At 61.9% G+C, this 24769-nt stretch carries 22 protein-coding genes; 10 read left to right on the forward strand and 12 right to left on the reverse strand.

The features are described 5' to 3' along the window. Positions 1-44: 44 nt before the first annotated feature. Entirely contained in the window at positions 45-1028 is a 984-nt protein-coding gene (locus tag ACD590_RS19530) for an arabinose ABC transporter substrate-binding protein (protein ID WP_439003199.1), read from the reverse strand. Between the two features lie 213 nt (positions 1029-1241). Here ACD590_RS19530 and ACD590_RS19535 point away from each other — a divergent pair, with 213 nt between their 5' ends. The 4 genes from ACD590_RS19535 to ACD590_RS19550 all read left to right on the forward strand — a co-directional run bounded on the left by ACD590_RS19535 (position 1242) and on the right by ACD590_RS19550 (position 4622). After that, positions 1242-1997, forward strand: coding sequence for a FadR/GntR family transcriptional regulator (locus ACD590_RS19535; protein WP_003543153.1), 756 nt, complete (start codon positions 1242-1244; stop codon positions 1995-1997). A gap of 66 nt (positions 1998-2063) precedes the next feature. Continuing rightward, positions 2064-3212, forward strand: coding sequence for a galactonate dehydratase (gene dgoD / locus ACD590_RS19540; RefSeq protein WP_047623156.1), 1149 nt, complete (start codon positions 2064-2066; stop codon positions 3210-3212). Positions 3213-3364: 152 nt separating this feature from the next. Beyond that, a complete protein-coding gene (locus ACD590_RS19545; RefSeq protein WP_018447043.1) occupies positions 3365-3760 on the forward strand; it encodes a DoxX family protein in 396 nt (131 codons plus the stop codon). An 82-nt stretch (positions 3761-3842) separates the two neighbouring features. Beyond that, positions 3843-4622, forward strand: coding sequence for an SDR family oxidoreductase (locus tag ACD590_RS19550; RefSeq protein WP_018447042.1), 780 nt, complete (start codon positions 3843-3845; stop codon positions 4620-4622). A 16-nt stretch (positions 4623-4638) separates the two neighbouring features. On the opposite strand, the gene ACD590_RS19555 is transcribed toward ACD590_RS19550, so the two are convergent. Both ACD590_RS19555 and ACD590_RS19560 read right to left on the reverse strand, forming a co-directional pair. Next, entirely contained in the window at positions 4639-5856 is a 1218-nt protein-coding gene (locus ACD590_RS19555) for an adenylate/guanylate cyclase domain-containing protein (protein WP_018447041.1), read from the reverse strand. 63 nt (positions 5857-5919) lie between these two features. Continuing rightward, complete coding sequence (locus ACD590_RS19560; protein ID WP_047623160.1) at positions 5920-6945, reverse strand: LacI family DNA-binding transcriptional regulator; 1026 nt, start codon at positions 6943-6945, stop codon at positions 5920-5922. A gap of 95 nt (positions 6946-7040) precedes the next feature. Here ACD590_RS19560 and ACD590_RS19565 point away from each other — a divergent pair, with 95 nt between their 5' ends. The 3 genes from ACD590_RS19565 (at position 7041) to ACD590_RS19575 (ending at position 10355) form a co-directional block, all read left to right on the forward strand. Further along, positions 7041-8228, forward strand: a complete 1188-nt coding sequence (locus ACD590_RS19565) for a phytanoyl-CoA dioxygenase family protein (RefSeq protein ID WP_439003200.1) — start codon at positions 7041-7043, stop codon at positions 8226-8228. A gap of 92 nt (positions 8229-8320) precedes the next feature. Beyond that, positions 8321-9142 carry an SDR family oxidoreductase gene (locus tag ACD590_RS19570; protein ID WP_018243680.1) on the forward strand — a complete coding sequence of 274 codons (822 nt, stop codon included), beginning with the start codon at positions 8321-8323 and terminating at the stop codon, positions 9140-9142. A gap of 301 nt (positions 9143-9443) precedes the next feature. Continuing rightward, the gene (locus ACD590_RS19575; RefSeq protein ID WP_018243681.1) at positions 9444-10355 is read left to right on the forward strand and encodes an SMP-30/gluconolactonase/LRE family protein; all 912 of its coding nucleotides are present in this window, start codon (positions 9444-9446) and stop codon (positions 10353-10355) included. Between the two features lies 1 nt (position 10356). Here the strand turns inward: ACD590_RS19575 and ACD590_RS19580 are convergent, their stop codons facing one another. From ACD590_RS19580 to ACD590_RS19600, 5 genes are all read right to left on the reverse strand, one after another. Further along, positions 10357-11106 carry a ThuA domain-containing protein gene (locus ACD590_RS19580; protein ID WP_018243682.1) on the reverse strand — a complete coding sequence of 250 codons (750 nt, stop codon included), beginning with the start codon at positions 11104-11106 and terminating at the stop codon, positions 10357-10359. 43 nt (positions 11107-11149) lie between these two features. Further along, complete coding sequence (locus ACD590_RS19585; protein ID WP_439003201.1) at positions 11150-12232, reverse strand: ABC transporter ATP-binding protein; 1083 nt, start codon at positions 12230-12232, stop codon at positions 11150-11152. A 19-nt stretch (positions 12233-12251) separates the two neighbouring features. Beyond that, positions 12252-13163: a carbohydrate ABC transporter permease gene (locus tag ACD590_RS19590; protein ID WP_166480760.1), complete on the reverse strand. Its 912-nt coding sequence runs from the start codon at positions 13161-13163 to the stop codon at positions 12252-12254. A 1-nt stretch (position 13164) separates the two neighbouring features. Further along, complete coding sequence (locus ACD590_RS19595) at positions 13165-14052, reverse strand: carbohydrate ABC transporter permease (RefSeq protein ID WP_130717970.1); 888 nt, start codon at positions 14050-14052, stop codon at positions 13165-13167. Between the two features lie 105 nt (positions 14053-14157). Further along, positions 14158-15450, reverse strand: coding sequence for an ABC transporter substrate-binding protein (locus tag ACD590_RS19600; RefSeq protein WP_018243686.1), 1293 nt, complete (start codon positions 15448-15450; stop codon positions 14158-14160). A 203-nt stretch (positions 15451-15653) separates the two neighbouring features. Between ACD590_RS19600 and ACD590_RS19605 the strand changes: the two genes are divergently transcribed. The 3 genes from ACD590_RS19605 (at position 15654) to ACD590_RS19615 (ending at position 20116) form a co-directional block, all read left to right on the forward strand. Then, on the forward strand, positions 15654-16661 hold the full coding sequence (locus ACD590_RS19605; protein ID WP_028734727.1) for a Gfo/Idh/MocA family protein: 1008 nt from the start codon (positions 15654-15656) through the stop codon (positions 16659-16661). A 9-nt stretch (positions 16662-16670) separates the two neighbouring features. Next, positions 16671-17669 carry a LacI family DNA-binding transcriptional regulator gene (locus tag ACD590_RS19610; RefSeq protein WP_439003202.1) on the forward strand — a complete coding sequence of 333 codons (999 nt, stop codon included), beginning with the start codon at positions 16671-16673 and terminating at the stop codon, positions 17667-17669. Positions 17670-17872: 203 nt separating this feature from the next. Continuing rightward, a complete protein-coding gene (locus tag ACD590_RS19615; RefSeq protein WP_439003203.1) occupies positions 17873-20116 on the forward strand; it encodes a glycoside hydrolase family 2 protein in 2244 nt (747 codons plus the stop codon). A 108-nt stretch (positions 20117-20224) separates the two neighbouring features. On the opposite strand, the gene ACD590_RS19620 is transcribed toward ACD590_RS19615, so the two are convergent. The 4 genes from ACD590_RS19620 to ACD590_RS19635 form a co-directional block, all read right to left on the reverse strand. Continuing rightward, positions 20225-21340 (reverse strand): ABC transporter ATP-binding protein, encoded by a 1116-nt coding sequence (locus ACD590_RS19620; RefSeq protein WP_028734729.1) that lies wholly within the window; start codon positions 21338-21340, stop codon positions 20225-20227. Positions 21341-21343: 3 nt separating this feature from the next. Next, the gene (locus tag ACD590_RS19625) at positions 21344-22312 is read right to left on the reverse strand and encodes a carbohydrate ABC transporter permease (protein ID WP_112902594.1); all 969 of its coding nucleotides are present in this window, start codon (positions 22310-22312) and stop codon (positions 21344-21346) included. Beyond that, entirely contained in the window at positions 22309-23262 is a 954-nt protein-coding gene (locus ACD590_RS19630; RefSeq protein ID WP_130771960.1) for a carbohydrate ABC transporter permease, read from the reverse strand. The genes ACD590_RS19625 and ACD590_RS19630 overlap by 4 nt, the downstream gene beginning before the upstream one ends. Before the next feature lie 114 nt (positions 23263-23376). Further along, complete coding sequence (locus ACD590_RS19635) at positions 23377-24636, reverse strand: ABC transporter substrate-binding protein (RefSeq protein WP_112905305.1); 1260 nt, start codon at positions 24634-24636, stop codon at positions 23377-23379. Between the last annotated feature and the right edge of the window lie 133 nt (positions 24637-24769).

Genomic DNA, 24769 nt, shown 5'->3' on the forward strand with positions numbered 1-24769 from the left:
GGCACGCTACGCGGCCGCCGGACGATATCATGCTGGAAGGACGATCACTCGATGCCAAGATGCTTGCGGACCTTTTCGTAATCGTCGCGCAGCGCCAGGGAACCCGAGGTCAGCGTCAGCTTTGCCGGCTCCTTGTCGTTGGCGATCCAGTCGTACATGTTGAGCGCCGTCTCGTAGCCGTGACGCTTCGGCGAGATGATGACGGTGCCGAAGAAGCCCGTTGCCGCCGGCTTCTTGAATTCATTGATCGCCGATTCCGCACCGCCGATGCCGACACCGATGACGTTCGTCGCCGGAATGCCGACCGATTCGGATGCACGGACGGCGCCGAGGACGGCTTCATCGTTGAGGCCGAAGGCGACCCAGTATTTCACGTCGGCATGCTTGTTGAGAACGGTGGTCGCCGCGTTGAGCGCCGCTTCCGTATCCGTCTTCGCCTGTGGCGCATCATAGATGTTTTCGGCCGGGAAACCGGCGGACTTCAGCACAGAGATCGCACCTTCGACGCGGTCGACGGCGGTCGGCAGCTGGTCATAGGAGACCCGCACGGCGCCGACATTCTTCATGTCCCAGCCGCGCTTCTTGATTTCGTCGGCGATCGCCTGGCCGACGGTCTCGCCGATCTTGGTGGCTGAAATGCCCATATGCGGCACGTCTTCCAGCGGCTTGCCGTCGGCGCTGACGAGGCGGTCGTCGACCGTCATCAGCTTCAGCTGGTTGGCTTCGGCCTTGGCGACGATGCCGGGGCCGAGCTTGACGTCCGGCGTGCAGATGATGAAGCCCTGCGCACCTTGAGCGCCGAGATTGTCGATCGCCGATTGGACCTTCTCGCCGTCTTCGGCGCCGATCTTGACGACGGTGAAGCCTTTTTCCTTGGCGGCCTGGTCGGCGAATTTCCATTCGTCCTGGAACCACGGCTCCTCAGGCTGCTTGACAATGAACCCTATCTTGACGTCCGCGGAAAATGCCGAGCCGGCTGCCAGAATGGCGAAAGTGCCAGCCAGAATGGCTGCTTTGAACAAGCGCATGTCTCTCTCCCTAAACTCTCAAAAACCGAGCAGCTGCCTCCCAGGCAACGTCCAATGAATTATGACAAATCATCATACCAGTCAATTGCCAATGTATGATGATTAGAATAATAGGATTATTGACGAGATGCCGGGAGGAAGCGTCGCAAAGCGGATCGAATTCGGATAATCAGGTTCGATTGCCTAGCACGCGAGACAGAGCGGAGAGGTGAGTTGGAAACAATCGAGCGACAGAGCGGGGCCGAAAGCCGCCGCATCGAGCGCCGCCCGCGCGTACGCCGCAACGTCACGGCGGCGATCGCTCAGGATATCTGTGCGGACCGCTATCCCGCGGGCTCGCCGCTGCCCCGCGAAAACGATCTCTGCGAGCTCTACGGCGTCAGCCGCACCGTCATTCGCGAATCGCTGAAAGTGCTGGAATCCAAAGGCCTTGTCCGTGGCAAGCCACGCATCGGAACCACCGTCTGCGATAAGGACGACTGGAATATCCTCGACGCTGACGTGCTTGAATGGATGGGTCCGTATATCAAGGATTTCGACCTGCTCGGCTGCATTCTCGAAGCCCGCCGCACCATCGAGCCGGCAGCCGCCGAATATGCCGCCGAGCGCGCCAGCGCCCAGGAGATCGCCGATCTCGACAATGCCTGGCGGCAGATGCGCGACAGCGCCCGCGACCCGGAAAGCTTCACCGATGCCGACGTCATGTTCCACACGGTGCTGCTCACCGCCAGCCACAATCAGGTCTTCCGCCGCCTGTCGAGCGCCATTCACGCGGCGCTGAAATATGCGCTGCATGCCTCCAATATCGGCGTCGAGAATCGCGAGGATGCGGTGCTCGTTCACGGTCAGTTGGTCGAGGCCCTGCGCATGCGCGACAAGGCGGGAGCCCGTGAATGCGCCAACCGCATGCTCGATCTTGCGGTGCGCGATCTAGCCGCCGCCGAAAAAGCGATCGGCAGAACGAAATGACCGATCACCACAAATCTGCGAACGCGCCGTCGATCGCAAACCCGGGAAGAGACTGAAAGAACAGCGATGAAGATCACCAAACTCACCACCTATATCGTTCCCCCGCGCTGGTTGTTTTTGAAGGTCGAGACCGACGAGGGCATCATTGGCTGGGGCGAACCGGTCGTCGAAGGCCGTGCGCTCACCGTTCAGGCCGCCGTCCATGAGCTGGAAGACTACCTGATCGGCAAGGATCCTTTCCTCATCGAAGACCACTGGACCGTGATGTATCGCGGCGGCTTCTATCGCGGCGGCGCCGTCCACATGAGCGCGATCTCGGGCATCGACCAGGCGCTGTGGGACATCAAGGGCAAAGCGCTCGGCCAGCCGATCCACTCCTTGCTCGGTGGCCAGCTCCGCGACCGTATCAAGGTCTATTCCTGGATTGGCGGCGACCGTCCTTCGGATGTCGCCAACAATGCCAAGGAGGTGGTTGCCCGTGGCTTCAAGGCGATCAAGCTCAATGGCTGCGAGGAAATGCAGATCGTCGACACCAACGAAAAGGTGGAGAAGGCGGTCGAGACCATCGCCGCCATCCGCGAGGCGATCGGCCCGCATATCGGCATCGGCGTCGATTTCCACGGCCGCGTGCACAAGCCGATGGCGAAGGTTCTCGCGAGGGAGCTCGACCCTTACAAGCTGATGTTCATCGAAGAGCCGGTGCTTTCCGAAAACAAGGAAGCGCTGCGCGATATCGTCAACCATACCTCGACGCCGATCGCGCTCGGTGAACGGCTCTTTTCGCGCTGGGACTTCAAGCAGGTTCTGTCCGACGGCTACGTCGACATCATCCAGCCGGATCTCTCCCATGCCGGCGGCATCACCGAATGCCGCAAGATCGCGGCGATGGCCGAAGCCTATGACGTGGCGCTGGCGCCGCATTGCCCGCTGGGCCCGATCGCGCTCGCCGCCTGCCTGCAGGTCGATGCCGTCAGCTATAACGCCTTCATCCAGGAACAGAGCCTCGGAATCCACTACAACAAGGGCAACGACATCCTCGACTACATCTCCAACAAGGAGGTGTTCCACTATGCCGATGGTTTCGTCTCGATCCCGCAGGGTCCGGGTCTCGGCATCGAGGTCGACGAGGCCTATGTCATCGAGCGCGCGAAGGAAGGTCATCGCTGGCGCAACCCGATCTGGCGGCACGCCGACGGCAGCTTCGCCGAATGGTGAGAGCGCATAACCCCGAAAATCGGAACTGACTTTCGGACAGGATTATGCGCAATTCAAAGTGATAGGGTCGCGCAAGCGGCCTTTTTCATTCCCCGTGTAGGATATCACGTGTCCTGTCCGTCATAGTGGAAGCTCAAAGAGGAGATTTCAGAATGGCCAGAGCAATTGCAATCATCGTCGCCCGCATCATCTTCAGCTTCATCTTTTTCATGGCGGCCGGCTTCAAGTTCGCCGATATCGGCGCGACGGCAGGCTATATCACCGCCGCCGGCTTTCCGATGGCGACGTTCCTTACCTGGATCGCCGCCTTCTTCGAGATCGCACTGGCGCTCGCCTTTATATCAGGAGCCTTCTTCACCGAGGCCAGCCTGCTCGCAGGCATCTACGTGATCTTCCTTGCCTTCGCCTTCCATGGCCCGTCCCATTGGCAGCAGAACCAGGCCGAGTTCGGTTTCTTCATCGATCACTTTACCTTCCTCGCCGGACTGCTCTTTGCGGCGGTCCACGGGCCGGAGAAATGGGCGTTGAAGCAAACGCTTCTAAGATAACTGCGACGACCCGCCTCCTTCCGGAACCAACTGCCGCGCCGAAGAGTTGGCATGTCGGCAAAACGGCAAGGAGAGCCCGCCCATGGAGCTGAAGGGAAAAATCGCATTGGTGACAGGCGCCGGTTCGGGCATCGGCAAAGCGGCCGCGTTGCGGCTCGCCGCCGAGGGTGCAAGGGTCGCAGCATTGAGCCGCACCGCCGAAGAGGTCGAAAAAACTTGCGCCGAGATCAAGGCCGCCGGCGGCCAGTCGATCGCGTTGACGGCAGATACCAGCGACGACGCTCAAATGCGGGGCGCCGTGGAGCAACTGACCAACACCTTCGACGGCCTCGACATCGTTGTCGCCAATGCGGGGATCAACGGTGTGTGGGCGCCGATCGACGATCTGAAACCGGAAGAATGGGACAAGACCATCGCCGTCAATCTGCGCGGCACCTATCTGACCCTGCATCTGACGGTTCCGCATCTGAAGCGCCACGGCGGTTCGATCATCGTCGTCTCCTCGATCAACGGCACCCGCACCTTCACCACCCCGGGCGCCACCGCCTACACCGCAACCAAGGCGGGCCAGGTCGCCATGGTCCAGCAGCTCGCCCTCGAACTCGGTCGACATGGCATCCGCGTCAATGCCGTCTGCCCCGGCGAGATCGAGACCAATATCAGCGCCAATACCGACAGTCGTCATCGCGAAGAGACGGAGGTTCCCGTCATCTGGCCGCAGGGGGATATCCCGATTGCCGGCGGCAAGGCAGGCAAGAGCGAGGACGTCGCCGAAACAATCCTCTTCCTTGCATCCGACCGCGCTCGACACATCACCGGTACGCCGATCTGGATCGACGGCGGCCAGGGCCTGTTGCGATAGCCTTGCAGTCGGGAACTCAGCTGTTCAGCCGGGCGCTGTCGAGAGTATACAGTTCCTGCGCGCGCTGCACGCCGCGCAACGCATAGCGTCCGACGCAGGCGAGTGCGGTACGCTGCTGCTCCGGTATCGCCGCGGCGAAATCGGAGGAGATCAACAGGTTGAGATCGACGGAACGACACATCGAGGCGATCCGGCTGACCTCGTTGACGGCGGGTCCGATGACGGTGAAGTCCAACCGATCCTGGCTGCCGATATTGCCGTAGAAGACATCGCCGATATGCAGGCCGATATAGACGTCGGTCGTCGCCCGGCCGTCGGCCGCGCGCGCGGCATTCAGCGTGGTGAGCTTTTCCCGCAGCAACGATTCGGCGCTCAGCGCCGCACGACACGTCTCCGCCGGCACCTCGCCCTTAAAGATGGCGAGCACACCGTCGCCGATCAGCTTCAGCACGTTGCCGCCGGACTCGTGGACCGCTGTGATCACCGCCTCGCTATAGTCGTTGAGCAGCGGGATGATCTCCTCCGGCGGCACGCTGTCGGAGATCTTGGTGTAGTTCAGCAGATCGGAAAACCAGAGTGCCGCGGAAATCCGCTCCGATTTGCCGCGGCTGATCTTGCCTTCCATCACCTGGCGCGCGGCGTCCTCGCCGAGATAGACCTCGGCGATGGTGCGGGCGATACGTCCAAGCGCGATGCATTTGATCGCCAGCCCCAACACCGGCACCAGCTTGCGCAGGATGGCGAGGTCATGATCGGAAAAGCCCTCAGGATGTTTCGTCGCGAAATGCGAGAAGAAGCAATCCATCTCGCCGATCGTGCCAGCCTCGGAAAAACGATGCATCATCGCCACGAAATCCGTGTGGCCGGCTTCAGCAATCGTATCGAGCATAGAGAAATCGATCGGATCGCCGAAACCGAGACGCCGGCGTATCTCCCGTTCGTTGCGGGACCAAAGATGATAGAAGGCCGAACGCTGCCAGTTCGACGCCGCCTCCCCCGAGATCGTCGGACCATATTCGAACTCGGTCTGGATCTCCTCGACGCTGTCCCATCGGAAGGCGCGGCCCTCATGCACCGGATGCAGCGTATCCATCAGCGCCAGACCGCGGTCGAGCGGCAGGCCGGCATCCCGGCAAGCCGAGCAGAAGCCGGTCATCAGCTCGGCTTCCGAAGCGCCCTTCAGTCCCTGCTCCGTGATCCAGGCTGCAATCGTGCTGACGTCGCTGTAATCCATGTTCCACCTTCACCCGTGCCAAATCTGTAGCCCGAATTCGGCATGGAAGGAAAGCCAATTGGCTCAGTCGCCCGCAGGCATATTGTAAGGCGTGACGATTTCGACTGATGAAAGCGAGGCCGGAACCGTTCGCGGCAATGCAGTCGCGCGGCTCATGATCGCCCTGAAGGCCGAGCGCGCATCAGTTCTCAGATCATGATGCAGCACGAAGCCGATCCGGCGCGCCGCAAGCAAGGCGCGGTTGTCCGCATCGAGATCATGGGCGACGAAAACGCGGACGGGACGTTTGGCCACGTCGAAGGCCGCAAACACCGCCCGGTTGCCGCCGCCGATCGAATAGACGGCGTTGATCGCGGGGTCGGCCGCAAGCGCTGCCGCGGCAAGCGTTCCCGTCGCGGCATCGGTGCCGTGCCCCTCGCTGATTTCGGTAATGCCGATGGCGGGATAACGAGCGCGGATGACGCGGCGGAAGCCGATTTCGCGCTCCTCCTCGCCGCGGAACCGTCCGCTCGACAGCGTTACCAGCACCTTGCCGCCATCAGTCCCGAGAAATTCACCGATCAGATAGGCGGCCGTCTCTCCTGCCGCCCGGTTGTCGGCGCCGGCATAGGCGATGCGGGCCGAATTCGGCAAGTCGGTCACCAGCGTCACCACGGGAATGCCGGCGGCATCCGCCCGCGCCACAGCGGCAGCCACCTCGGCTACGTCAGGCGCCTTCAGCACGATGCCGTGCGTGCCGCGCAGCCGGATGCGGTCGAGAAGCTGCACCAGTTCGGCCGGCTTCATCACCTCGGCGAAATGGAACCTGCAGCGGAAGACGCCGGGCAGGAAGGTCGCCATCTCCGCCTCGAAGGCGGCGCGCACCGCGTCGCTGAAACGCTGCGGCGTCTCCATGACGATATCGACCGCCAGTACGCGGCCGCTGCCCATCGCCCCGGCCTGCTGCTTCTCCAGCTCCGCGATCGCCGCCTTCACCCGCATTTCAGTCTGCCCGCGCACACCCGGTCTGCCGTTCAGCACCCGGTCGACGGTGGCGGTGCTGAGTCCGGCCTGGAAGGCGATGTCCTTGACGAGAAAGAGATGTGCCATGCGATTGGCCTGATGGTTTTTTGATGGATTTCTGATCTATATCACCGCGCACTGCGGCGTATAGTGCCCCCATCGGAAAGAGGGAGGAGCCCGCTATGAAAACCGACAACCAGCAGAAACTGCGCGCCGACCGTGTCTGGCTGAGCGAAGAGGCCTGCGATCTCGATGATTTCCGCAGCCTTGCGGAAAAGGCGACTGTACTTGCCGATTACCCCTCGGCGTCTGCGGTCGAAAAAAACGTGCTGATCTATGACAGCCGCAAGGTGATGGCAGCGGCCGCAACGGCAGAAGGCCGACGCGCCGTGTTGGCCGAAATCTGCGAAGCTTTCGGCGAGGGTCCTGGTGTCGTCGTGTTCAAGCATGCTTACGAAGACACCGCCGTCATCGACCGCGCCAGCACGATCTTCGACGCGATCATCGAGGAACAGCGCCGCACCGCGAGCGGCGGCGGCGATCACTTCGCCAAGCCCGGCGCCAACGACCGCATCTGGAATTCGCTGGAGAAACATTGTCTCGCCGATCCGGCAAATTTCGCCGAATATTACGGCAACACCATAATCGCGCTGGCCAGCGAAGCCTGGCTCGGTCCGAGCTACCAGATGACGGCGCAGGTCAACCGCGTCAATCCGGGTGGTGCGGCGCAGTCGGCGCACCGCGATTACCATCTCGGCTTTCAGTCCTCAAAGGTGATCGAACAGTTCCCGGCGCATGTGCACCGGCTCTCGCCGGTGCTGACGCTACAGGGTGCGGTCGCCCATTGCGACATGCCGCTCGAAAGCGGCCCGACGCTCTTCCTGCCACACAGCCAAACCTATGTGCCGGGTTACCTCGCGCTAAAGCGGCCGGAGTTCCGCGATTATTTCGAGGCCAATCATGTCCAGCTGCCGCTCGAAAAAGGCGACCTCGTCTTCTTCAATCCCGCCCTCTTCCATGCCGCCGGCACCAACCGCGCGGCCGACATCAAGCGTGTCGCCAACCTTCTGCAGGTCTCTTCCGCCTTCGGCCGGGCAATGGAAACCGTCAATCGCGAGCGGATGAGCGCCAGGCTGTTTCCCGCGTTGAAGACCTTGCAGGGAAAACTCTCGCCTGACGAAATCGCCAACGCCGTCGCCGCCTGCGCCGAGGGCTACTCCTTCCCGACCAATCTCGACCGCGACCCGCCGCTTGGCGGACTGGCGCCGAAGACACAGGCGCAGCTGATGCATGAGGCGCTGAAGGAAGGCTGGAGCGATGAAGTCTTTGCGGCAGCACTTGCCGAGCAGGCGCACAGGAAGTTGAGCTGATTTGGAGCTCGGGCCTCTTGCATCCGCACTGAGATAAAAGCCTCCCGCACCCGCGGGAGGCTATCCGCGCATCATCACACTGGAGGAACCACATGAGCACCGACCACGGCCGCCTTGACGGCAAGATCGCCATCGTCACCGGCGGCACGCAAGGATTGGGCGCGACCATCGCCCGTCTCTTCGCCGAACGCGGCGCGGAAGGCATCGTCATCTGCGGCCGCAACGAAGCCAAGGGCAAGGCAAAGGCGGCGGAGATTTCGGCCGCGACCGGCGCCCGGATCGTCTACGTCAAAGCCGACCTCGGCAAGGTCGAGGATGCACAGCATGTCGTGCGCGCCTGTGACGAGATCTTCGGCCGTGTTGATGCGCTGGTCAATGCCGCCGCCATCACCGATCGCGGCACCATCCTCGATACCAGCCCCGAGCTCTTCGACGCCATGTTCGCCGTCAATGTGCGCGCGCCGTTTTTCCTGATGCAGGAAGCGGTGAAGGTCATGCGCCGTGAAAAGATCGAGGGCACGATCGTCAATATCGGTTCGATGTCAGCCAAAGCAGGCCAGCCCTTCATCGCCGCCTATTGCGCCTCCAAGGGCGCGCTGGAAACGCTGACGAAGAACACTGCCTACGCGCTCCTGCGCAACCGCATCCGCGTCAACGGTCTGAACATCGGCTGGATGGCCTCCGAAGGCGAAGACCGGATCCAGCGCGAATATCACGGCGCACCTGCCGACTGGCTGGAGAAGGCGGCGGCAAGCCAGCCCTTCGGCCGCCTCGTCGATCCGCACGAGGTGGCGCGCGCCTGCGCTTACCTGTCGTCTTCCGAATCCGGCCTGATGACCGGCTCGGTCATCTGCTTCGACCAGTCGATCTGGGGCGCTTATGACGGCTCGCCGCATCCGGTCGCGGCTCTCTAGAGCCTTTCCTGGTCAGCTTGAAGCATTCTGCCGGAGCAGGTTTTCGTCAGGGCAAAGATGCCCGGCCCTTCGGGTTGACTGAAACGGGCCGGCTGATCGACCGGCCGGCTTGGCCGTAGAGCTTGGCTACGACGCGCGCCGGCCGGTCGACCATCCGACTCCGTTTGAGCCAACAGAATGCTTCAAGCTGACCAGGAACGGCTCTAGGAAAACCGGAGCCCGGCAATTCCGTCGCCGGGCTCTGGCACCTCCAGCTTTTTGCCGCTAGGAAAAGAACGGCAGCATTCAGGGAGGAACTGGCATGGGCGACAATCCGATTTATGAGATCCGCGACGAACGCTTCGGTGCAATGGTCATCGGCAGCGCCGGCCTCGAGGAGCTTTATTCCGGCTGCCGCTGGACGGAAGGCCCGGTCTGGTTTTCCGACCTGAACTGCCTTCTCTGGAGCGATATCCCGAATGAACGCATGATGCGCTGGACACCGGACGGTACGGTCTCCGTCTTCCGCTCGCCCTCCAACTACGTCAACGGCAATACCCGCGACCGGCAGGGCCGGCTGGTCTCCTGCGAACATGGCGGCCGCCGCGTCACCCGCACCGAGACGGACGGCACCATCACCGTTCTCGCCGACAGCTACCAGGGCAAACGGCTGAACTCGCCGAACGACGTCGTCGTACACTCCGACGGCGGGGTCTGGTTCACCGATCCGACCTACGGCATCCTGTCGGATTACGAGGGCCACAAGGCCGAGCCCGAGCAGCCCACGCGCAACGTCTACCGGATCGATCCGGCAAGCGGGGCGATCGACGCCGTCGTCGAGGATTTCATCCAGCCGAACGGCCTTGCCTTCTCGCCCGATGAGACGAAGCTTTATATTGCCGATTCCGGCTCCGCAAAACATGACGTGCCGCGCCATATCCGCGTTTTCGACGTCATCGACGGCAGGACGCTTGCCAACAGCCGCTATTTCTGCAGCCTCGATGTTGGCCATCCCGACGGTTTCCGTTTCGATGTCGCCGGCAATCTCTGGACGAGTGCCTCCGACGGCGTGCACTGCTTTTCGCCCGACGGAACGCTGCTCGGCAAGATCAGGGTGCCGCAGACGGTGTCCAACCTCACCTTCGGCGGCCCCAAGAAAAACCGGCTTTTCATCACCGCAACGCGTTCGGTCTATTCGATTTATATCAAGACGACCGGCGCGCAATATCCATAGATCAGGCCTTCGGTCTATCGGGGCGGCCGTGCAGCGGCTCGGCCCGATGCCAGTTTTCCAGGATGCGGCCATCAGTGTGTTTCTGCCGCGCCCAGCGGACGCCGTTCGAGATCACCTTATGCACGGTCTTGTCGTGATAGATCGGGTAGGTCTCGTGGCCGGGGCTGAAGAAGAAGATGCGCCCGCGCCCGCGCTGGAAGGTGCAGCCGCTGCGGAACACCTCGCCGCCGGAATACCAGGAGATGAAGACAAGCTCGTCCGGCTGCGGAATGTCGAAGGGCTCGCCGTACATTTCCGAGGCATTGACCTCGAAATAGGGCGGCAGCCCCTCGGCGATCGGATGCGAAGGATTGACCACCCAGACGCGCTCCAGATCGCCATCCGGCGTCTCGCGCCAGGAGAGGTTGGCATTGGTGCCCATCAGCCGACGGAAGAGCTTGGAGTGGTGGCCGGAATGCAGCACCAGCAGGCCCATGCCCTTCAGCACGCGCTGCTGCACACGGTCGATCAGCCCGTCGCTGACCTCGTCATGGGCCATATGCCCCCACCAGAGCAGCACGTCGGTATCGTTGAGCACGCTGTCCGGTAGACCTTCATCAGGATCATCCAGCGTGCCGCGACGAATTTCGAAATCCGGATGGGCAATGCCGGCAGCGATCGCTCCGTCGATACGATCAGGATAGATCTCCTGAACCTCCTTGTGGAGTTGCTCGTGGCGTCCCTCGTTCCAGATGGTGACCTTGATTGTCATGGCATTCCTCGATGTCTAGGCTGTGATGTTTCAGGCGAAATTGTCAGGCGGTTGCCGGACGGATCACCCGGCCGGCGGAATCGAACAGATGGCAGGCGGCGGGATCGGCCGTCAGCGACACGCGGTCACCCGGCCGCACGGCGATATCGCCCTCAGCGCGCACCACGATCGGCTGCTCTTGCGAGCCGACGGTCATGTAGGTCTCGACGCCGAGGCGCTCGACGATGACGACTTCGGCTGTAAAGTGGTCCTGGCCCTCGGCGGCGATCTTCAGATGCTCCGGCCGGATGCCGAGCTTGGCATCGCCCTGCGGCAGCGCGCCGTTGGCATCGGCGAGATCGAACGAAAGCCCGATCGGGCTGTTGAGATGCACCTTGCCGGCCGCCGGCCGCGTTATAGTGACAGGAATGACGTTCATCTTCGGCGAGCCGATGAAGGTCGCGACGAATTCGTTGTCCGGCTCATGATAGAGCGACATCGGCGCACCCGCCTGCGCTACCACGCCCTTGTTCAGCACGACGATGCGGTCGGCCATCGTCATCGCTTCCACCTGGTCGTGAGTGACGTAGACGACCGTCGCCTTCAGTTCGCGGTGCAGGCGTTGCAGCTCGGCGCGCATCTGCACGCGCAGCGCCGAATCGAGGTTCGACAGCGGCTCGTCGAACAGGATCAGCGCCGGCTTCTTGATGATAGCGCGACCGATCGCGACGCGCTGGCGCTGGCCGCCGGAAAGCGCGGCCGGGCGGCGGTCGAGATAGTCGGTGAGTTGCAGGATCTCGGCAACACCCTCCACTTGCCGGCGGATCTCTGCCTCCGGCACCTTCTTCAGGCTGAGCGAGAAGCCGATGTTTTCGGCAACGCTCATATGCGGATAGAGCGCATAGGACTGGAACACCATGGCGATGCCACGTTTGTCGGGCGGCACGTCGTTGATGCGCTTACCGTTGAGGATGAGGTCGCCATCGTCGATGCCTTCGAGGCCGGCGATCATGCGCAGCAGCGTCGACTTGCCGCAGCCGGACGGACCGACGAACACCGCGAATTCGCCGTCTTCCACGGTGATGTCGACGCCCTTGATGACCTCGAGCGCGCCGTAGAACTTGCGAACGTTTCTGAGATTGATCATTTGTTTCTCTTTCTTGATCTCAGCCCTTCACGCCGCCCGAAAATGTCTGGACGAGGAAGCGCCGCGCAAAACCGAAGGCGACGACGGCAGGCAGCAGGTAGATGAATGCCAGCGCCGTCAGCAGGCCGTAATCGATCTCGTTGATGCGCAGAAAGGCGCGGAAGAGACCGAGCGGCAGCGTCTGCAACTCCGGCGACGACAGGAGGATCAGCGGCAGCAGGAAATCACCCCAGGCCGACATGAAGGCGAAAAGCCCGGCCGCAGCCAGCCCCGGCAGCGCCAGCGGGATCAGCACCCGGCGGATGCGCTGGATAAGTGTTGCCCCATCCATCAGCGCCGCCTCCTCGTAGTCCCTCGGTAGCCCGTCGAAGAAGGTCTTCATGATCCAGAGCGCCAGCGGCAACTGCATCGTCGCAAGCACCAGGATCAGCCCGAGATAACCGTCGATGAAACCGGTCCAGCGCATGATATCGCGGGCATAGCTGCCGAAGATCGGCCTAAGCACCGCCGCTTCCGCGTTGTTCAGCGTCAGCAGGAATTTGTAGAGCGGCACGACGAGCGCCGTCGGCGGCAGCACCCGGATGAGCAGGATCGCGTAGAGGAAGGGCAGCTTCCACCAGGCCCGGGTGCGCGATAGCGCATAGCCGCCAAGTCCGGAAAGCACCATGACGAGCAGCGTCGCGCCGCCGACCACGAACAGCGAGTTGAACAGCCACTTCGCCCCGTCCTCTTTGGTGAAGACCCTGACATAGTTGGCGAAGGTCCATTGCTCCGGCCAATGCAGGAAGAGCTGCGCATTGCCGTCGAACGAGGCGATCAGCACCCAGAAGAAGGGTACCGCGCAGAAGATCGAGATCAGCGACAGCGTCGCATAGGCAATGAGGTCGGACCGACCCCTATTTGCAATTTCGCTCGGGGAAACGACGGCCATGTCAGACCTCCACCTTCATGGCCCGGACATAGGCGATGCCAAGGATCAGCGAGATGACGAGCGCGACGACGGCGACCGCAGCACCGTAGCCCAGCTGGAACGCCGTGAAGGACTGGTTGTAGATATAGATGCTGACCACCTCGGTCGCCCCGCCCGGCCCGCCGCGCGTCAGCGCATAGACGAGGCCGAAGACGGCGATGGTGGAGACGGCCGAGATCAGCATATAGAGCAGGATCGTCGGCATCATCAGCGGCAGGGTGATGCGGCGGAACATCTGCGATGGAGTGGCGCCGTCCATGCGCGCTGCCTCATAAATCTCCGCCGGAATGGTGCTGAGGCCGGCCGTCAACAGGATCATCGCCGTGGCGATGCCGCGCCAGGTGTTGACGACAATGATCATCGACAGCGGGAAGACCTGCAGCCAGTCCGCCGGCGTGACGCCGAAGAAGCTGACGATGCGGCTGAGTGTGGCATTGTCGCCGCCCGCCAGCATCGAGATCCACATGAAACCGGCGACGACTTCAGGGGCCGCGTTCGGCAACAGGATGATCGACGAGAACACCCGCCGAAAGCGGATCGGGCGGCGCAGCGCAATTGCCGAGATCAGCCCGAGCACGAACTGGCCGATCACCGCCGAACCGATGACGAAGACGAAGGTGACGAATAGCGAATTCCAGAACTTCGCGTCGTTGAAGAGCCGCGTGTAATTCCTGAGACCGACAAAGCGGGGCCGCAGCGCCGCGGCCCCGGTCAGCGCCTCGTTGGTGAAGCTCAGATAGATGGAATAGAGGGCCGGATAGATGACGAAGGCCAGAAGCAGCACCAGCGAGGGCAGCAGGATCAGCAACCATTGCCGCTCGGCACGCTTTTCATGAGAGTTTCGGGCCATGGAAGCTCACAACCTTGTCGATGGAACCGGCTTATCGAATGAAAGCGGGAAGACGCGGGCGATGGCGCCGCGTCCCCGTCCTGGCGGAAGAGTGGGTGCCGGAGCTTATTTGACCATGTCGTCGCCGAGCGTTTCCTTGACGTAATCGACGAGGATCTTCTGGGCGCCGGCAGCATCGGTTTCTTTGCGCAGCAGCGCTTCGGTAGCCCGCGCCACACCTTCCGAAACCGTGCCGAAACCGGAGGCCTGTTTCAGGAACACGCCGTTCCCGGCCGCCGCATGGATCGGAACCAATTCCGTCAGCTTCTGGAACTCGGCATTGCCAGCCGCATCCTTGCTCGCCGGGATGTTGCCGATGCGGGCGGCGTAGGAAACCTGCGTCTCGATCGAGCCGATCTCCATCAGCGCCTTGATCGCCAGCTCGGTATTGGCCGACTTGGAATTGACGGCCCACGGCGCAGCGAGATTGGCAAGCACATATTGGCCGCTGCTCTGGCCGGGAACGGTCCAGGTGCCGACCACCTTCGTCACGTCAGGGATGGGGTTCTTGCTTTCGCGACCCCAGTCGAAAATATAGCACCAGGAACCGCAGGTGGTGGCGACGAGCTTGCCGGCCGGGAACATCTGATACTTCGGCACGACCCAGGGCTCGGGTCCGAGCAACGGCTGCGTCGGCATCAGATCCTTGTCGATCAATTCCTTGTAAACGTTGAAGACATCTTTGATGCCTTCGCCATTGAGGTCGAGCTTGCCGTCGGCATCGACGAGCTGCGGCGTCTTGGAACCGACGAGCAGATGCTGGAAGCCTTCGTCGAAGGCGCCGCTTCCCCACGAGACGCCGGCCGGGAAGAGCAGGCCGTAGGCGCCGGTCTTCTGCTTGATTTCGGCCGCGCGGTCGAGAAGCTCCCGCCAGGTCTTCGGCTGTTCGGTCGAGATGCCGGCCTTTTCGAGAACGTCCTTGCGATAATAGATTTCCTGGATGCCGAGCATGAACGGCATCACATAGGTTTCGCCATCCGGGCTGACGGCAAGCTCCTTGGCGACGTCATAGAGCTTGGCGTAGCCATCCCAAGCCTTGAACTCCTTGGTAACAGGCGCGAGGTAGCCGGCTTCCACCATGTCGGCGACCGCAGCCGTGGTCGGGATGGAAAAGAGGTCGGGCGCGTTGCCGGCGCCGAGCTCCGTCAGAAGTTTGGTCAGGTAGTCCTTGTCGGGCGCCGGATATTCGATGACCTCGACGGTGACGCCATATTTCTTTTCGATCCGCTCGACCGTCGACTTCATCGCGTCGATGCCGGCCTGACCGTGATTTGCAATGCGGATTGTTTCAGCCTGCGCCAGCGTCGAAACCGCGCTCAACAGAACGGCGCATAGGCCGCCAAGAACCATCTTCTTCAATTGAAGTCCTCCCTTTTTTAGAGACACGGCGCCCTCCAGCACCGGTTGCGAAAATGTACACGCATTCCCAACACTGACAAGATGGTTTTTGAAAAGATTCGAACGCGAGTTTTAATATACTGATATTGCTTATCTATATAGATATTGCCATCGCTATTCCGTTTGTGTAATCGTGTGCACAGTGCATTCAGGGAGGAATTTTCATGACTAGGAAATTGCGCCTCGGTGTCATTGGCGCTGGCTTGAAGGCGGCGGAATATGCCGAGAGCTGGGTCAAGATGCCGGAGGTCGAATTTGCTGCACTCGCCGACACCACGGCGGCTTCACGCCAGCGCCTGATCGACGTCTGCCTCGCCGCCGGCGCACCACAACCGAAGAGCTTCGAGGATTATCGCCGGATGCTCGCGGAATGCCGGGGCGAACTCGACATCGTCTACGTCTCTACCCCGCATGCCTTCCATGCCGAGCAGGCAACCGCCGTTGCCGAGGCCGGCCTCGACCTCTTCCTGGAAAAACCGATGGTGACGACGGTCGCCGAGGCCGAGAGGCTGATCGCCGCGCAGAAAAAGAGCGGCGTCACCATAGTCACCGCCTTCCAGGGCGGCCTCTCGCCGTTGGTGCTCGACACGCGCCGGCGGGCTCTCGCCGGCGAATTCGGCGAGCTGATCGCCATATCCGGCATGATCTGGGAAAGCTGGTCGTCCAACTATGACGGCCACTGGAAGCAGCAGCCTGATATCTCCGGCGGCGGCTTCATGTTCGATACCGGCGCCCATATGATGAACACCGTCTGCCTGCTCGCCAATTCGGATTTCGACAGTGTGTCGGCCTACATGAACAACCACGGCAGACAGGTCGATATCGCCACCGCCGTCTCCGCCCGGCTGAAAAGCGGCGCGCTGGCGACATTGACGGCCGCCGGCGAAGGCCCTCCGGGCTGCGCCTCCTACATCACCTTCTTCTATTCAAAGGCGATCGTGCGCATCGACGCCTGGGGCGGCTGGCGCGAGATCAGTGTCGGCCGCACCGCCGAGCCGCGCGAGGAGGCCGAGATTCTCGGCAACCCGATGAAGAATTTCCTCGCCATTCGCGAGGGAAAGATGGAAAACTCCGGCTCCGTTGAAATGGGCCTCAGATTCGCTAGGCTATGGGATGCAATCAAGGAATCGGCAGCGGCCGACGGCGCTTCCGTCAGGATCGTCGCCCAATAGGCGCTGAAGATGAGCGGTATGAGCAGACGGCGGATCACATCGAAGGAACTGGCGAAACTCGCCGGCGTCTCCTCCGCCACCATTTCCCGCGCCTTCTCGCCGGATTCACGCATCGGCAGCGCGACGCGCGACCGCATCCTCGCCGTCGCCCGTGAACATGGCTACCAGCCGAACGCTATCGCCCGCTCGCTGAACAACCAGCGCTCGCGCCTCGTCGCCCTGGTCGTCAATGCGATCGGCAACCCTTGCGAGGCCGAGGAGCAGCAGCTTCTCGTCCACCGCCTGCAGGCCAGACAATTGCTGCCGATCATCCTCTGCTGCGCCGATCATTCCGACCGGCTGCAGTTGATGCGCCTTGCCTCCACCTATCAGGTCGATCACGTCGTCGTCTTCTCCGACATGGTATCGATGCAGGATGCCGTCGATATCTTCCACACGACGAAGCCGATCATCGTCTCCTTCGAGCCGCTCGACAACGAAAACGTCTCCAGCATCCGCATCGACGGCTCTGAGGCCGCCGACGAGATCATCGACAAGATCGTCCGCGACGGTAAGAAGCGTTTCGCCTACCTCTCCGGCACCAATTCCAGCTGGATCGACAAGCTCAGGCGCAAATGGTTCGCTGATGCGCTGACCAAGCGCGGCCTCGCCTTCGAGACGCAGGCCTTCGGCGATTATTCCTATGATTCCGGCTTCAAAGAAGCCGTGCTCCTGCTGCACCGGGACAAGGTCGACGCCATCATCTGTGGCAATGATGTCATGGCGATCGGCGCACGCGATGCGGCCCGCCGGGTGCTCGGCAAGAACACCCCTGATGATATCGCCGTCGTCGGCCAGGATGGCATCGCCATGGCCGCCTGGGATTGCAACGACCTCACCACGCTCAGCCTCGACCACGTCGCCTTCATCGATGCCGTCGTCGAATTGATCGAACGCCATGACGCCCAGATCGAAGGCCCGCACAGCATCACGCTCACCTGCACCGCCCGCTGGGGCTCGACTGCCTGATGCATGTCGCCTGGAAGTGTACAGCGGTTCCGGGATGACGACATGCATGAAAAAAGCTAAAGCCCGTCGCATGAATCAAGTTCGCTGTGACGTGCTTAAGCGGCTCGCTCATCCATTGCATCGAGGAGGAATACCGATGACCCGATTTTCACGCGCCGAGAGGCGCCGCAATGTCCCTGATGCCGCAATCTGGAGAGCCTGAAATGCGTTCCGTCGTTTCCTTCAATGAAGGCTGGAGTTTCCACGAGGGCTTCGGCCAGCGCCTGCTCGAAACTTTCGATGCCGCCAAGTCGGTCAGCCTGCCGCATACCGCCGTCGAACTGCCCTTCAGCTATTTCGACGAGACCAGCTACCAGCGCGCCTTCACCTATCAGAAGGTGCTGCGCTGGCTGCCGGAATTCGGGGGCCGCGAAGTCTCGCTCGTCTTCGACGCCGCCATGGCCGACAGCGTCGTCTATCTGAACGGCGAGGAAATCATTGCCCATAAGGACGGCTACACCCCCTTCGAAGCCCGCCTCACCGGCAAGCTCGCCAAGGGCGAGAACCTCGTCACCGTCAAGATCGACGGCAGCGAAAACCCTGACATTCCGCCTTTCGGCGGCCGCATCGATTATCTGACCTATGCCGGCATCTACCGCGATGTCTGGCTGAAGGTCACCGACCCGGTCTCGATCCGCAATCTCAAGATCGAAACCACAGACGTTCTCGGCCCGGAGAAATCGGCAACCATACGCGTCGACATCGCCAATCCCGAGGGCCGCAGCTTCTCGGCGACGGTCACCGCGACGCTGAAGCAGGCCGACGGCACGGTGGTCGCCACCGCCGCAACCGAAACGATCGGCGACAGCACCAGGCTTTCCTTCGGCGGCCTCACCGGCATCGCCCTCTGGGACATCACCGATCCCACGCTCTATGACGTCACCGTCGAGCTCAGGACCGAACATGGCTCCGACCGTCTCTCGACCAGATTCGGCTTCCGCACCGCCGAATTCACGCCGGAAGGTTTCCTCCTCAACGGCAAGCCATTGAAGCTGCGCGGCCTCAACCGCCACCAGGCATTCCCCTATGTCGGTTATGCCGCCGGCCGCTCCGCCCAGGAGCGCGACGCCGACATCATGAAGACGGTGCTGAAGTGCAATATCGTCCGCACCTCGCATTATCCGCAGTCGAAATGGTTCCTCGACCGATGCGACACCATCGGCCTGCTGGTCTTCGAGGAGATCCCCGGCTGGCAGCATATCGGCGATGCCGACTGGCAGCACGAATCGATCGAAAACGTCCGCCGCATGATCGAGCGCGACTGGAACCACCCCTCGATCATCATCTGGGGCGTGCGCATCAACGAATCGCAGGATAATCACGATTTCTACGCCGAGTCCAACCGTCTCGCCCGCGAACTCGACAGCACCCGTCAGACCGGCGGCGTGCGTTATCTCACCGAGAGCGAACTGCTCGAAGACGTCTATACGATGAACGACTTCATCCTCGGCAACGAGGAACTGCCGGGCGCCAACCGCCCGCGCACCGCGCTACGCGGCCAGCAGGAAAATACCGGACTGTCGCACAAGGTGCCGTACCTCATCACCGAGTTCAACGGCCACATGCACCCGACGAAGATTTATGACCAGGAGCAGCGTCAGGCCGAGCATGTACGCCGTCACCTGGAAGTGCTGAATGCCGCCTATGGCGATCCTGATATCTCCGGCGCCATCGGCTGGTGCATGTTCGATTACAACACCCACAAGGATTTCGGCTCCGGCGACCGCATCTGCTATCACGGCGTCTTGGACATGTTCCGCGAGCCGAAATTCGCAGCCTATGCCTATATCAGCCAGTGCGACCCTTCCGAGGAGATCGTCATGAAGCCGGCGACCTTCTGGGCGCGCGGCGAACGCAATATCGGCGGCGTGCTGCCGCTGATCATCCTGACCAACTGCGACGAGGTGGAGCTGCGATATGGCGCGCTCAGCAAGCGCATCGGTCCGGATCGCGAGAATTATCCGCATCTGCCGCATCCGCCCGTCGTGCTCGACCATCGTCATTTCACTGCCGACGAGCTCGGCACCTGGGGTCTCGAATGGATCGACGGCACTTTCACCGGCTATATCGGCGGCGAGCCGGTGGCCAGCCTGACGCTGGCGGCCGATCCATTGCCGACGACGCTGGAGGTCGTTGCCGATAGCAGCACGCTGAAAGCCCGTGAACGCGATAGCACGCGCGTCATCATCCGCGCCCTCGACCAGCGCGGCCAGCGCCTGCCTTTCATGAACGACAGCATTTCGCTGAAGGTGCACGGCCCGGCAAGGATCGTCGGCCCGAGCAATGTGCCGCTCCAGGGCGGCACGGCCGGCTTCTGGCTGGAGGCGACAGGATTCACTGGCGAAATCACCATCGAAGTGGTTTCGACGCGTTTCGCGCCGGTGTCGCTCAGCGTGACGGCTGTCTAGCGCATAACCCCGAAAATCGAAATCGATTTTCGGAAAGGATTATGTGCAAACGCAAAGTGTTAGAGCGTCCTTAGCGCGTCTTATAGACGCGCGGCGCTCTAATGACTGTTACGAAATCCTGAGCTGGCTCTCGGGATCGAAGAAGACGGCCTTGTCGAGATTGAATGCGAGGCGGGTGTTTTGTCCTGGAGCGATGCCGGTATCGGCGCGCAGGCGGGCGACGACGGATTTGCCGCCGAGCTTGGTGACGGCGAAGGTATCGGAGCCGGCCGGTTCGACCACCTCGATCAGGCAATCGCCCTCGGTCAGCGAGCGCGCCTTGCGGTCGGCGCCATCGGGATCGGTCAAGGCCTCCGGCCGGATGCCGAAGATCACCTGTTTGCCGGTATAGGCGGTCAGGCCATTGTTACCTGCGATGACGGGGAGCCTCAGCGGGGCGGCATTCGGCCGCTCCAGCGAGACCTCGAGCCCGCCGGCGCCGTTCTCGACGGTGGCGGTCAAGAGGTTCATCGCCGGCGATCCCATGAAGTCGGCGACGAAGATGTTGGACGGGCTGTTATAGATCTCGGCCGGCGTGCCGAACTGCTGCAGCACGCCGTCCTTCAGCACGGCGATCTTGGTCGCCAGCGTCATCGCCTCGATCTGGTCATGGGTGACATAGACGAAGGTGGTGCCCATGCGCTGATGCAGCCGCTTGATCTCGGTGCGCATGTCGACGCGCAGCTTGGCATCGAGATTGGAGAGCGGCTCGTCGAACAGGAAGACCTGCGGATTGCGCACCAGCGCTCTCCCCATGGCGACACGCTGGCGCTGGCCGCCGGACAGCTGGCTCGGCTTGCGATCGAGCAGATGGCCGATCTGCAGCATGTCGGAGACTTGCCCGATCGCCTTGACACGCTCCTCCTTCGGCACGCCGCGGATCTCCATGCCGAAGGCGATATTGCCCGCCACCGTCATGTTCGGATAGAGCGCATAGGACTGGAACACCATGGCGATGTCGCGCTTGGAGGGATGCAGACCGCTAATGTCGCGCCCGTCGATCTTGATATCGCCGGAGGTGATCGTCTCCAGCCCGGCAATGGTGTTGAGCAGCGTCGACTTGCCGCAGCCGGACGGGCCGACCAGCACGAGAAAGCCGCCCTTTTCGAGTTCGAGGTCGATCCCCTTGAGAATGTCGACGGCGCCGAAGCGTTTTCTGAGACCGGAGATTTCGAGGAAGGCCATGGATTACCCTTTGACAGCGCCCGCCATCAGACCGCGCACGAAGTAGCGGCCGGCGAGGATATAGACGATGAGCGTCGGCACGGCTGCGATCATCGCAGCCGCCATGTTGACATTGTATTCGACCACCCCGGTCGAGGTGTTGACGACGTTGTTCAGCGCCACCGTCATCGGCATGGATTCACCGGTGCCGGCGTAAGCAGAGGCAAACAAGAAGTCGTTCCAGATATTGGTGAACTGGTAGATCACCGTGACGACGATGATCGGCAGCGAGTTCGGCAGCATGATGCGGCGGAAGATCTGGAAGAAGCTGGCGCCATCGACCTGGGCGGCCCGCACCAGTTCGGTCGGAAAGGCCTCGTAGAAATTGCGGAAGAACAGCGTCGTGAAGCCGAGGCCATAGACGACATGCACGAAGACCAGATTGACGGTCGGATTGCCGAAGCCGAAGTTCCAGCCCGTGGCATTCTGCAGCGTCATGCCGAAGCGGCCGAGCGAGCCGAGGATCGTTGCCATCGGCAACAGCACCGACTGGAACGGGATGAAGCAGGCAAACAGCATCAGCCCGAACACCAGTGTGTGGCCGGGGAAGCGCCATTTGGTCAGGACATAGCCGTTCAACGCCCCCATGATGGTGGAGATCGCGACAGCCGGCACGACCATCTTGATCGAGTTCCAGAAGTAACCCTTGATGCCGGCGCAGGTCAGCCCGACGCAGGTCTCGCCCCAGGCCTTGATCCAGGGATCGAAGGTCGGCGATTGCGGCAGCGCCAGCATGTTGCCGTTCTGGATCTCGTCCATGGTCTTGAACGAGGTGGTCAGCATGACGAAGAGCGGCATCAGATAGAGGACGGCAAAGATCAGCAGCAGGCCGTAGATGACGGTGCGGCCGATCCAGCGGGTGTTGTTCCTGTGATCGCTGCCATGCGGCAGCGGTGCGGTCGAGGTTGCTATTGGAGAGGTCACGCTGCTCATCGCGCCTTCTCCTTCAGTTCGGAATAGAGATAGGGAACGATGATTGCCGAGATGGTCATCAGCATGATGATGGCGCTGGCCGAGCCGACGGCCATCTCGTTGCGCTTGAAAGTGTATTCATACATGAAGTTCGACGGCAGCCAGGCCGAGCCGCCGGGGCCGCCCGAGGTCAGCGCCACCACCAGGTCGTAGGACTTGATCGCCATATGGGCGAGCACGATGAAGGCGGACAGGAAGATCGGCCGCAGCAGCGGGATGACGATGCGCCGATAGAGCTGGAATGGGGAAGCGCCGTCGATCTGCGCGGCCTTCATGATCTCGCCGTCGATGCCGCGCAAGCCGGCCAGGAACATCGCCATGACGAAGCCCGACGCCTGCCAGACACCGGCGATGACGACGGTGTAGATGACGAAGTCCTTGTTCTTGATCCAGTCGAAATGGAAGCTCGTCCAGCCAAAATGGTGCAGCGTCTGTTCCAACCCGAGGCCGGGATCGAGGAACCATTTCCAGGCAACGCCTGTGACGATGAAGGAGAGCGCCATCGGATAGAGGAAGATCGGCCGGAGCAGACCCTCGCCGCGGATCTTCTGGTCGAGCAGGATGGCGAGGAACAGGCCGAGCGCCAGGCAGATGCCGATATAGAGGAAGCCGAAGATCGCCATGTTGGTGATCGAGGTGTACCAGGAAGATGGCGGATCGCTCTCGAAGGTCCAGCGCCACAGCCGCTGATAAGCGCGCGCGCCGGTCAGCGCATAGGAGGGAAAGGTCTTGGAATTGGTGAACGACAGATAGGCCGTCCAGACGATGAAGCCGTAGACGAAGATGATGGTGATGACGAAGCTCGGCGCCAGGACGATCTTCGGCAGCGCATCCTGCAGCCGGCCCCTCAACGAGATCGCCGTCGATTGCCTCGGCGTCAAAACCGGATCGGTGGTCGCAACGGTGCTCATGGAATGTCATCTCCTCCCCAAAATCGGTCCCGCATGATCATCCCTGCATGATCGGCGCGGAGCCTGAAGCTTCCCCGCGAGCAGGCGGGGAAGCATTTTTAGTCGACAGTGGCCTCAGCGGGCGTCGTCGATCGCCTGGACGAGCTGCTTGACGGCTTCGTCGGAGGTCTTGATCTGGCCGTGGACGAACTTCGAGACGACATCCTTATAGGCATTGGCGATCGCCGGCGGTGCGCCGTACCCTTGCGCCAGCGAGCCGTACAGCGTGCCGCCTTCGTTGGCTGCCTTCAGGTCGGCGATGCCCTTCTTGCCGCAAGCGTCGAAGTCGGTGTCGGGAACGTCGGTACGAGCCGGCACCGAACCCTTGACGACGTTGAAGGCCGACTGGAAGCTCTTCGACAGCGTTGCCGTTGCCAGCGCCACCTGGGCCGCCTTGCGGTCATCGGGGACGTTGAACATGCCGAACATGTCGGAGTTGTAGACCACGCTGCCGTCGGTGCCGGGGAAGCGGTAGCACAGGAAGTCGGTGTCCGGCGTCTTCTTGGCGGCGACGAATTCGCCCTTGGCCCAGTCGCCCATCACCTGCACCAGCGCATCACCCTTGATGACCATGGCGGTCGCCAGGTTCCAGTCGCGGCCCGAGAAGTTCGGGTCGACATACTTGATGATCGTCGCCAGATTGTCGAAGGACTTCTTCATCGTGTCGGACTTCAGCGATTCCTCGTCGAGGTCGTTGAAGGCCTTCTTGTAGAACTCCGGACCGCCGGTCGACAGCACGATGGAATCGAACATCGTCGCTTCCTGCCAGTTCTGGCCGCCAAGGGCGAGCGGGATGACGCCGGCGGCCTTGGCCTTGTCGAGCAGTGCGATCAGCTCGTCGAAGGTCTTCGGCTGGGTGCCGCCGATCTTGTCCATCACAGCCTTGTTGATCCACAGCCAGTTGACCGAGTGGACGTTGACGGGAGCTGCAACCCACTTGCCGTCATAGACCGAGAACTTCTGCAGCGCTGCCGGAACCGACTTGTCCCAGCCTTCCTTCTTCGCCGTCTCGGTCAGATCGCCCATGACGCCGGCCTGGGCATAGTCGAGCACGGTATAACCCAGCATCTGCGAGGCCGTCGGATAGGTGCCGGCCGCGACCATCGCCTTCAGCGCCGTCATCGCCGCATCGCCGCCACCGCCGGCAACCGGCACGTCCTTCCAGGCAAAACCTTCCTTCGAAAGATCCTGCTTCAATACGTTCAGCGCCGCTGCCTCACCGCCAGACGTCCACCAGTGCAGCATCTGCACTTCCTTCACATCGGCGGCATGGGCAGCACTGAGGCCAGCCATCATCACGACAGCAATAGCTGCCGAGCTCAAAAACTTGCGCATGAATTTCCTCCCATTTGCAAATCGGCGGCGGGACCCTCCCTGCCGCCCGATGCTTCCCGCCATTCCAGCGGTCAGCATACGGCCGCACTCCTCCGCGCGGTTGACAATTTAAAACGTTATAAGCCTCCTGTCG

Source organism: Rhizobium sp. 862_C5_N1_2 (assembly GCF_051811205.1).
GTDB classification, from domain to species: Bacteria; Pseudomonadota; Alphaproteobacteria; order Rhizobiales; family Rhizobiaceae; genus Rhizobium; species Rhizobium leguminosarum.